A 7,512-nucleotide genomic window follows, 5' to 3' on the forward strand; every position below is an offset into this window, starting at 1 on the left:
TGATGTGCCTATGGTGTCCACCGAGGAATCTGCACCGAACCGGTCCGCTGCTTTCGGCCATCTCCGCAGTTCCTTCCCACCGATCGACGACTACGCGTTTCTGTCGGACTGCGAAACCACGTGCCTCGTCGCCCGCAACGGGTCGGTCGAGTGGATGTGCATACCGCGCCCCGATGCCCCCAGTGTCTTCGGCGCGATGCTCGACCGCAGTGCAGGTCACTTCCGTATCGGCCCCTACGGACAGAACGTGCCGGCTGCTCGGCGTTACCTCCCCGGTGGACTCATCGTGGAAACGACATGGCAGACGGAGACGGGGTGGCTCATCGTCCGGGACGCTCTCGTTCTCGGGCCGTGGCACAACGTCGAGGAACGCTCCCGTTCCCACCGGCGCACCCCCACCGACTGGGACGCCGAGCACATCCTGCTGCGCACCGTGAAATGCGTCAACGGGACGGTTGAGCTGGAGATGAGCTGCGAACCCGCCTTCGACTATCACCGCGGCACCGCCCAGTGGGAATACACCGGGAAGGTCTACGAGGAGGCGACCGCCACCTGCACGTCGTCGGGGCCGGGAGGGCACCCCACGTTGCGGTTGACCTCGAACCTGCGGATCGGCCTCGAGGGCCGCGAGGCCCGGGCCCGGACGCGGATGGTCGAGGGCGACAACGTGTTCGTGGCGCTGTCGTGGTCCCACCTCGCCGCCCCGCAGACTTTCGACGAGGCCGCCGACAAGATGTGGCAGACGGCCAAGTGCTGGCGTGACTGGATAACCACCGGTCGATTCCCCGACCACAAATGGCGCGGGCACCTGCAGCGCAGCGCTCTGGCACTGAAAGGTCTCACGTACGCGCCCACCGGCGCCCTGCTGGCCGCCGCCACCACGTCACTACCGGAGACCCCTGGGGGCGAACGTAATTGGGACTACCGGTACGCATGGGTGCGCGACTCCACGTTCGCACTGTGGGGGCTGTATACCCTCGGCCTCGACCGTGAGGCCAACGACTTCTTCGATTTCCTTTACGACGTGTCGACCGTCGAGGACGGCCACCCCCAGCCCCTGCAGGTGATGTACGGCATCGGCGGCGAGCAGACACTCGCGGAGATCGAACTCCATCACCTGTCCGGATATGACGGCGCCCGTCCCGTCCGGATCGGCAACGGCGCCTACAACCAGAAGCAACACGACATCTGGGGAACGATTCTCGATTCCGTCTACGTCCACGTCAAATCCAGGGAACGGGTTCCCGAGACGCTGTGGCCGATGCTCAAACGTCAGGTGGAGGAGGCCATCAAACATTGGCGTCAGCCCGACCGCGGCATCTGGGAGGTGCGCGGTGAACCGCAGCACTTCACGTCGTCGAAGATCATGTGCTGGGTGGCGCTCGATCGGGGCGCCAAGTTGGCCGAGCGTCAAGGTGAGATGAGCTATGCGCAGCAATGGGCCGCGATCGCAGAAGAGATCAGGGAAGACGTTCTGACACACGGCGTGGATGCTCGCGGAGTGCTGACCCAGCGATACGGTTCCGATTCGCTCGACGCATCGCTGCTCCTCGCTCCCCTGCTCCGCTTCCTTCCCGCCGACGACCCGCACATCCGTGCCACGGTCCTCGCCATAGCCGACGAGTTGACCGAGAACGGTCTCGTGCTGCGCTACCGCGTGGAGACCACGGACGACGGTATGGAGGGTAAGGAGGGCACCTTCACCATCTGTTCGTTCTGGCTGGTGTCCGCACTGGTGGAGATCGGGGAGCTCGAGAGGGCAACCCGACTGTGTGACAGGCTGCTGGGATTCGCCAGCCCGCTGCTCCTGTACGCCGAGGAAATCGATGCCGAATCCGGGCGTCACCTCGGCAACTTCCCGCAGGCCTTCACACACCTGGCGTTGATCAATGCCGTCGTGCACGTGATCCGGGCAGAGGAGGCCGCCGGGTCCGGGGGTTTCCATCCGGCCCACAGCGCCGTGTGACGCGTCCCCCTAGTGCGCGAAACGCTTCAGTAGTCGCTCGGCATCAGCGGCGATCTGCCGCACCACGTCGCCGGCCGGTCGCTCCGAGGTGACCAGACCAGCCGCCTCGCCCGCATACACCACACCCAGATCGGGATCGGCAGGGTCGTAGGCAGCGGCGAGCTCCTCTTCGGATGCGCCGGCATCGTGCCACCTCGCGGTGAACTCGTTGCTCAGTGCCCGTCCGCCCCATCTGGCCGGCCACGGCTGACTGCGCGCCTGGTCGAACACCGAGGTGTAGACCGTGTCGGAGCTGCGTGCCGCGATCAGCCTGCCGGGAGCGTAACCGGGCCCGACGGTTTCCGGACTTGCGAGTAGAGCCGTCCCGATCATCGCGCCGTCGGCGCCCGCGGCGATGACGGCCGCCAACCCGCGTCCGGTCGCGATACCACCGGCCGCGAGAACGGGAAGTTCCGTCGCCTCGAGGACCTCCTGGAGCAGCGGCAAGGTTCCGACCCTGCCGGTATGTCCGCCTGCCTCAGCCCCCTGCGCAATCACGACGTCGACGCCGGCCGCCTCGACGACGCGCAGATCCTCGACGGTGTTGACCTGCGAGGCCACCAGCGCACCGATGTCGTGGACTCGATCGACATACGGCGCGGGATCACCGAACGACAGCGACACCACGCGGGGCCGCTGCGCCAGCGCGGCGTCGAGCAAATCGACGTTGTCCGCGAGCGACCATGTCATGAGCCCGATACCGAAGGCGTCACCGCCGATGCGGCGGGCGGTGGCGATCTCGTCCGCTATCCACTCCGGTGTGGCGTAGCGGGCCGCACCGAGCAGTCCCAGCCCACCCGCTTTCGAGACCTCGCCGACGAGAGTGCCGCCGGCGCGTCCCCCCATCGGTGCACCGAAAAGGGGCACCTCGATGCCCAGCGTCCGGGTGAGCCAGGTTTCGATCGCCATGGAGTGAATCTACTTGTTGGGCTTGTCCCCGACCGACTCGGACGTCAACGCGGCGACGAACGCCTCCTGCGGAACTTCCACCCGTCCGATGGTCTTCATCCGCTTCTTGCCCTCCTTCTGCTTCTCGAGCAGCTTGCGCTTGCGGCTGATGTCGCCGCCGTAGCACTTGGCGAGCACGTCCTTGCGGATGGCGCGAATGTTCTCGCGCGAGATGATCTTCGCGCCGATCGCAGCCTGAATCGGCACCTCGAACTGCTGGCGCGGGATGAGTTCACGCAGCTTCGAGGTCATGCGGCCGCCGTACGCACCGGCAGCGGAACGGTGCACGATCGACGAGAACGCGTCCACAGCCTCACCCTGCAGCAGGATGTCCACCTTCACCAGGTCGGCGTGCTGTTCACCGGCCTCCTCGTAGTCGAGGCTGGCGTAACCCTTGGTCCGCGACTTCAGAGCGTCGAAGAAGTCGAACATGATTTCGCCCATGGGCATTTCGTAGCGCAGCTCTACGCGGGTCTCCGACAGGTAGTCCATGCCGCCGAGTTCGCCACGCCGGTTCTGGCACAGCTCCATGATCGCGCCGATGTACTCGCTCGGGGCGATCACGGTGCACTTGGCAATCGGCTCGTACACCTCGCGGATCTTGCCCTCGGGCCAGTACGACGGATTGGTCACCACGTGCTCGGTGCCGTCCTCCATCACCACCCGATACACCACGTTGGGTGCGGTGGAAATGAGCTCGAGTCCGAACTCGCGCTCGAGCCGGTCGCGGGTGATCTCCATGTGGAGCAGTCCGAGGAATCCACAACGGAACCCGAAGCCCAGGGCCACCGAGGTCTCCGGTTCGTAGACGAGCGCCGCGTCGTTGAGCCGCAGCTTGTCGAGTGCGTCACGCAGCACCGGGTAATCGGAGCCGTCCATCGGGTAGAGGCCGGAGTAGACCATCGGCTTGGGGTCGCGGTAACCGACGAGCGGCTCGGTTGCACCACTGCGGGCCGAGGTGACCGTGTCACCGACTCGAGACTGCCGGACGTCCTTCACACCGGTGATGAGGTAGCCCACCTCACCGACGCCGAGTCCGATACTGGCCTTCGGTTCGGGCGAGATGATGCCGACCTCGAGCAGTTCATGGGTGGTGCCCGTTGACATCATGGTGATCTTCTCGCGGGGCGTGATCCTGCCGTCGACCACACGCACATAAGTGACCACACCACGGTAGGAGTCGTACACCGAGTCGAAGATCATGGCCCGGGCCGGACCGTCGGCGTTGCCGACCGGCGCCGGAATCTGCCGGACCACCTCGTCGAGCAGTTCCTTCACACCCACGCCGGTCTTGCCGGAGACACGCAGCACGTCGCCCGGTTCACAACCGGTGATGTGCGCGATCTCTTCGGCGTAGCGGTCGGGATCCGCGGCCGGGAGGTCGATCTTGTTGAGGACCGGGATGATCGTCAGGTCCTTCTCCATGGCCAGGTACAGGTTGGCCAGGGTCTGCGCCTCGATGCCCTGCGCGGCGTCCACCAGCAGAACCGCGCCCTCACACGCCTCGAGTGCGCGCGAGACCTCGTAGGTGAAGTCGACGTGCCCGGGGGTGTCGATGAGATGCATGACGAACTCTTCGTCACCCACCACCCAGGGGAGCCGGACGTTCTGCGCCTTGATCGTGATGCCGCGCTCGCGCTCGATGTCCATGCGATCGAGGTACTGGGCACGCATCTGTCGCTCCTCCACCACCCCGGTGAGCTGGAGCATGCGGTCCGCCAGCGTCGACTTGCCGTGATCGATGTGCGCAATAATGCAGAAATTCCGGATCCGGGCGGGATCCGTGAACGTCTTGTCGGCGAAGCTGCTGATGGCGAACCCCTTAGCTGAACGGCGGCACCGACCCGCTTTCGGGTCACTGTCTCCCTTGCAGGATATCCGCATCGCGCGGCCGGGAACGCCTCGGTGTGGTCAGTCGTGCAGGCCCGCCGCGGCGAGGTCGTCGACGACCATCCGGGCAACCGCACTCATTCCCGCGTCGGTGAAGTGGAACCGCTGTGCGTCGGTGTCGGAGAAGAGGCCTTCGAACCAGCGTTGCTCCGGGGCGGCGCACGCGTCGTGCCCACCGGCCACGGCGGGAGTCGCGATGTCGAGAACCTGTACCCCACGAGTGTGGGCGACCGCGAAGAACGCACTGTTGAGCCGGGCGTAGTAGGCCGCGAACCAGGACGCGTCGCCGTCCGAGAAAGGGACGTTGGGCCAGCATCCGCGCGTCCCGATGAGTCCGCCCTCGCCGAGCAGGTAGATCCGGGCGTGCGGGGCCCGTTCGGTCAGCGCCGCGAGCACCTTGTCGACACCGGCCGCTGCCCGCTCGATGCCGGCCAGGGCGACGGTCTCCGTGAGCGGGTCGTCACGGCAGCCGCGGTCGGTGCCCGGCCCGGGCGCGACACACAGTGGACCGACGAACAGGGTGTTCGCGTTGTTGCCGCCGATCGAGATCGTGACCAGGTCGGTGTCCGGGTGCACTGCGTCGATCTGGACCGGCCAGGAGGCGGGGATCCGCTGCGGCGTGTCGAGCACGTTCTCGACCCGGGCCGCGCTGCAGGAGACGTCGGCGAAGTCGGTGATCGCGAGTTCCCGGGCGATCTTGCCCGCGAAGTTCTCGTAGGAGCGCGAGCAGTCGTCGGTGGTGTACTGCGGCTCCAGGCGCGGACCCGCGGCTCGGGAGTCACCCAGTGCCACATATTTCAGTTCCGCCGGAGCCTCGTTCGCACCGGCGATGCCGGGGGTTCCGGCGGCGAACGCGACCATCGAACAGACGACCACCGCCGACACCCGCCACAACCTCGACAAACCAGTACACATCCTTCGACCGAACCCGACGGGACGATCATGCCGCACCGGATTGTCGTTAGACTCGGCGCCCATGGCGAGCACCTGGAGCAGCATCGGAAAGGCCTTGGGCCGACTGGCACGCGACAAGGGCCCGCAACTGGTGCAGCAACTGCAGAAATCGGGAGTACTCGACAAGGCGGTGGGTGCGTTGACGGGATCGGCGGCGCCGGTGCCGAAGCCGATCCCCGGCCGTCCGGTCACCTCGCACTCCGCACCGACGGCGCAACGCGCCCGCACGATCTCCTACTCACCCGATCTCGACGGCCGGGCCGACCCGGGGGAAATCGTCTGGACGTGGGTGGCGTACGAGGACGACCCTCGTCAAGGCAAGGACCGCCCGGTACTGGTCGTGGGCCGCGACGGCGATATCTTGCTCGGGTTGATGCTCTCCTCGCAGAGCAGGCGCGACGGCGACCGCGATTGGCATGCCGTGGGTTCGGGCGCCTGGGACTCGGAGGGTCGCCCCAGCTGGATCCGGCTCGACCGGGTCCTCGAAGTGCCCGAGGCCGGTATCCGGCGAGAGGGCGCGGTCATGGAACGGCGCACGTTCGACTCCGTCGCGATCCGGCTGCGACAGGACTTCAGCTGGCGCTGACCGCCCAGTTCCGCTCAGCTCGCCAGGCGGTCGTAATGGTCGTGGCGGCCGAACAGTCCACGGTACACCAGGGCGCCGATCGCGCCGCCGATCAACGGGAACACGAGGAACAACCACACCTGCCCCAGCGCGCCGTCCTGATACGGGGCGACAGCGAGACTGCGGGCAGGGTTTACCGAAGTGTTGTCGATCGGGATCGCCACCAGGTTGGTCACGGCGAGCGTGAAACCGATGGAGACTCCGGCCAGCGGAATGTCCGAAATCTGATCGGTCGACGCCAGCACCACGAACACCAGGACAGCGGTGAGCAGTATCTCGACGATCATCGCGGCGCCGATACCGTAGCCGTTCTCGATGATCCCGCCCAGCGGCCCCTTGATCGCGGATGGGCTGTGTTGTCCCCAGCCGTTGGCGCCGAGACCGTCCTGCTTCCGGTTGTAGGACGGCAGACTCTGTGCAATCGCGAAGATCACCAGCCCGGCAAGAAGGCCACCGATGACCTGCGCCACGATGTATATGCCCGCCTTGAGGACCGACAGCCGGCCGAGCGCGAGGTGACCGATGGTGACAGCAGGGTTGACGTGGCAGCCGGAGATCGGCCCGATGGCGTAGACAAGGAAGAGCAAGGTGAAGCCGAACGCCGATGCCACACCCAGATTCCCGACCTTGTCGCCCGCGAACACGGCCGTGCCGACTCCGAAGAAGACCAGCACGAAGGTGCCCATCGCCTCGGCCAGATACCTCTTCAGATCCGGAATCGGTTCGACTTCTTCGATTTCCTGCGCGGTCGACATTGAACCCACCGTTCGTCGGAATGGATCTCAGTCCTGCGTGACACAGCTCTCGCTGGGACTCTACGCAAGCCGTGTGATCTCCACAACAACTTCCAGATCTGTTGCCCTGCCGCCCGAGAAGATCCCCTTGAGAGGCGGAACGTCCGCGTAATCCCGTCCGATACCTACCGATACGTGCTGTTCGTTCACCGAGACCGCGTTCGTCGGGTCGTATCCCCACCACGCGCCGGTCCAGGCCTCCACCCAGGCGTGACTCTCTCCCGCGACCGTCTCATCCACCGGCGCATCGGCTTTCGGATGCAGGTAGCCCGACACATACCGACAGGGAATTCCCA

At 66.0% G+C, this 7,512-nt stretch carries 7 protein-coding genes; 2 read left to right on the plus strand and 5 right to left on the minus strand.

Features of this window, described 5'->3' with window-relative positions; genetic code table 11:
* Positions 1-10 precede the first annotated feature (10 nt).
* Positions 11-1,966: a glycoside hydrolase family 15 protein gene (locus WAW17_RS17995; RefSeq protein WP_422334295.1), complete on the plus strand. Its 1,956-nt coding sequence runs from the start codon at positions 11-13 to the stop codon at positions 1,964-1,966.
* A gap of 9 nt (positions 1,967-1,975) precedes the next feature.
* Here WAW17_RS17995 and WAW17_RS18000 read toward each other — a convergent pair whose 3' ends face one another.
* The 3 genes from WAW17_RS18000 to WAW17_RS18010 are packed head-to-tail and all read right to left on the minus strand — an operon-like array spanning position 1,976 to position 5,746.
* The gene (locus WAW17_RS18000) at positions 1,976-2,914 is read right to left on the minus strand and encodes an NAD(P)H-dependent flavin oxidoreductase (protein WP_422334296.1); all 939 of its coding nucleotides are present in this window, start codon (positions 2,912-2,914) and stop codon (positions 1,976-1,978) included.
* A gap of 9 nt (positions 2,915-2,923) precedes the next feature.
* Positions 2,924-4,837: a translation elongation factor 4 gene (gene lepA / locus WAW17_RS18005; protein WP_422334297.1), complete on the minus strand. Its 1,914-nt coding sequence runs from the start codon at positions 4,835-4,837 to the stop codon at positions 2,924-2,926.
* Positions 4,838-4,864: 27 nt separating this feature from the next.
* Positions 4,865-5,746, minus strand: a complete 882-nt coding sequence (locus tag WAW17_RS18010; protein WP_422334298.1) for an SGNH/GDSL hydrolase family protein — start codon at positions 5,744-5,746, stop codon at positions 4,865-4,867.
* Positions 5,747-5,819: 73 nt separating this feature from the next.
* Between WAW17_RS18010 and WAW17_RS18015 the strand changes: the two genes are divergently transcribed.
* Entirely contained in the window at positions 5,820-6,383 is a 564-nt protein-coding gene (locus WAW17_RS18015; protein ID WP_422334299.1) for a type II toxin-antitoxin system PemK/MazF family toxin, read from the plus strand.
* 14 nt (positions 6,384-6,397) lie between these two features.
* Here WAW17_RS18015 and WAW17_RS18020 read toward each other — a convergent pair whose 3' ends face one another.
* On the minus strand, positions 6,398-7,177 hold the full coding sequence (locus tag WAW17_RS18020; RefSeq protein WP_422334300.1) for an aquaporin: 780 nt from the start codon (positions 7,175-7,177) through the stop codon (positions 6,398-6,400).
* A 60-nt stretch (positions 7,178-7,237) separates the two neighbouring features.
* The coding region (locus WAW17_RS18025) for a transglutaminase domain-containing protein (protein WP_422334301.1) at positions 7,238-7,512 on the minus strand (275 nt) is incomplete at its 5' end.

It is taken from the genome of Rhodococcus sp. (in: high G+C Gram-positive bacteria) (assembly GCF_049286785.1).
Classification (GTDB): domain Bacteria; phylum Actinomycetota; class Actinomycetes; order Mycobacteriales; family Mycobacteriaceae; genus Rhodococcus_F.

Excerpts from the sequence above, each read along its gene's own strand:
- WAW17_RS18015 (WP_422334299.1), top strand. The coding sequence starts at position 5,820 with ATGGCGAGCACCTGGAGCAGCATCGGAAAGGCCTTGGGCCGACTGGCA.
- lepA (WP_422334297.1), bottom strand. The coding sequence starts at position 4,837 with ATGCGGATATCCTGCAAGGGAGACAGTGACCCGAAAGCGGGTCGGTGC.
- WAW17_RS17995 (WP_422334295.1), top strand. The coding sequence starts at position 11 with ATGGTGTCCACCGAGGAATCTGCACCGAACCGGTCCGCTGCTTTCGGC.
- WAW17_RS18020 (WP_422334300.1), bottom strand. The coding sequence starts at position 7,177 with ATGTCGACCGCGCAGGAAATCGAAGAAGTCGAACCGATTCCGGATCTG.
- WAW17_RS18000 (WP_422334296.1), bottom strand. The coding sequence starts at position 2,914 with ATGGCGATCGAAACCTGGCTCACCCGGACGCTGGGCATCGAGGTGCCC.